This window comes from Leptolyngbya cf. ectocarpi LEGE 11479 (assembly GCF_015207065.1).
Taxonomy (GTDB): Bacteria; Cyanobacteriota; Cyanobacteriia; order Phormidesmidales; family Phormidesmidaceae; genus Leptothoe; species Leptothoe ectocarpi.
In genome coordinates, this window is record NZ_JADEXP010000585.1 from 1 (window position 1) to 2,045 (window position 2,045).

Consider the following 2,045-nt stretch of genomic DNA (forward strand, 5'->3'; position numbering starts at 1 on the left):
CCCTAGAGTTGCGGTCCAGGCCCTACCGCCAGAGCCCTCTGAAAACCCAACGATTGATAACTACACAGAAATGCGGGTGGCCCTGACCAAGCAAGCATCCAGTGTCACCGTCGCAGCATCCCAAGGCGGTGCCATCGTGAGTACAAGTGGGGAGCTGCTCGAAAGCCTGCCTGCCAATGTGGGCTATCAAATCACTGCCGATAGCCGAGGTCTGTTCGTCAACGGTCAGCCCGTACCCACTGCTGTTTGGTTAGAACCCGACAGCGGCTATGTGGCCGTGGGCGATCGCTGGTATCGGGGGCGTCTGCTCTTGGTTTGGCAAAATGGCGGCGTCATGACCGTCAATTACGTCAAGCTTCAAGACTATCTGTACAGCGTTGTGGGAGCTGAAATGTCCGCCAGCTGGTCCATAGAAGCCCTCAAAGCCCAGGCGGTGGCAGCCCGTTCCTATGCCATCGTACACACCGTGCGACACCAGGGACGGACCTATGATTTAGACGATACCCAGCGGTATCAGGCCTATAAAGGCATCGCCACTGAGGCCAGCTCCACCCACCAGGCCGTTCATGAAACAGCCGGAGAATTTATTAGCTATGGCGGCGGAGTGGTGGAGTCGCTTTACGCCGCCAACCAAGACATCGTGAACGATGCCCACAGCGGTTACGGCATGAGTCAAACCGGGGCATTAGACCTGGCCCAGCAAGGTTATCGTTACTATGAAATTCTGTCAGCTTACTACCCTGACACCTCGGTAGGCCGCATTGATATTGGCGATTGATATTGGTGATTAATATCCGGGTTATACAGCCGTTTAACCATGATCAACTCAGGATACTTTCGCCGCCTTGCGAGCCAGGCTACAGGTTAAATTTTGGCCTTCAATCACGACAGGTCCCAAAACCGTATGGACCAGCAGCTTATTTTTTCCAGCTTTAATGACTGGCCGCAGATCGGCTGGTACCATCGGCTGATCGCTTGGAGCCGCGCTAGCATGATTCGGATGATTCATCGGTACCGCAGCTAGTTTTTCCGGATCGTGGTGACGCTTAAGCTGCCGCCGCTGTTCGTGGGTATTACGGTCCAGCCAAACAACGGTATCCGCCAGGGACAGTACGTGTTCTCCTCGCCATGTCTTAACGTAGATCGTCCCCGTGTCACAGAGCATTTGATTGACCGGATACCAGCGTTTGTGACACAGCAACAGCATATCCATCAGCTGCAGTTTGCGATGGTTAATCCACCAGGCTTTCCAAAAGGCTGATGCTTCTTGACAGTGAATTTGATATCCGTCTGGCACACTGTGGCGGTCATACTGGGCAAAGGTGGCTTTTTCTAAACGGGCCTGAGCGATCTGGAATGGGATAAAGTGAGACTCCAGAGCTAATTGATTGATCAGTGCCCAGTAATCAGACTTGAGTCGAACAACAACATTGGGCACGCTGGCTGAAAAACGCCCCTTAGCCAATAATATCCCCTGGTTGGTCAAGAGCTGAATTTCGTCTAACGCCTTTTCTAAGCGCAGTTCACGGTTGGCTAAAAGAGACTCTTCTCCTTTGAGAAACTGTTTGATCAGCGTAATGTTATCAACGGCGTTTTTCATAGGGGACAGCAACAGGTCTATAGAGAGATCAATAGCTAAAGACGACAGATGGTCTCGGAGAAACTCGTGGACATGGGCAATCATCCCAGGGAGCAGCAATGCCCATGACTAATAACAGTATTCCCACCTAAGTTTGCGGATCACGGTGGCGCTATCTTTATCTGCTAAAAAAAGTCAGCAAAAGTACATACCTGCTAAAAACAAAAGAGATGACATCCGTAGAAATAAGGAATTTATGAGATATTTTCGACCCCTGATTCATCAGGCTGTCGGTCACCGCCCCAGCCCTTACCTATCCCCAGACACACCGATTATCAAACTTAATAGCAATGAGAATCCCTATCCGCCCTCACCGCAGATATTTACCGTACTGAAAAACTTTGACGGTGAATGGCTACGCCGTTATCCCGATCCTTACGCCCAGGAATTTTGTACGGCTGCAGCT

General features: G+C 51.1%; 2 protein-coding genes and 1 pseudogene. 2 read left to right on the top strand and 1 reads right to left on the bottom strand.

The window, feature by feature from the left end; all coding sequences use genetic code 11:
• The coding region (locus tag IQ260_RS30170) for a SpoIID/LytB domain-containing protein (RefSeq protein WP_193996735.1) at positions 1–778 on the top strand (778 nt) is incomplete at its 5' end.
• 48 nt (positions 779–826) lie between these two features.
• Here the strand turns inward: IQ260_RS30170 and IQ260_RS30175 are convergent.
• A complete protein-coding gene (locus IQ260_RS30175; RefSeq protein ID WP_193996736.1) occupies positions 827–1,600 on the bottom strand; it encodes a hypothetical protein in 774 nt (257 codons plus the stop codon).
• 235 nt (positions 1,601–1,835) lie between these two features.
• On the opposite strand from IQ260_RS30175, the pseudogene IQ260_RS30180 reads away from it, so the two are divergent.
• Positions 1,836–2,045: pseudogene (locus tag IQ260_RS30180) on the top strand (histidinol-phosphate transaminase); the annotation flags it as partial.

Excerpts from the sequence above, each read along its gene's own strand:
- IQ260_RS30175 (WP_193996736.1), bottom strand. The coding sequence starts at position 1,600 with ATGAAAAACGCCGTTGATAACATTACGCTGATCAAACAGTTTCTCAAA.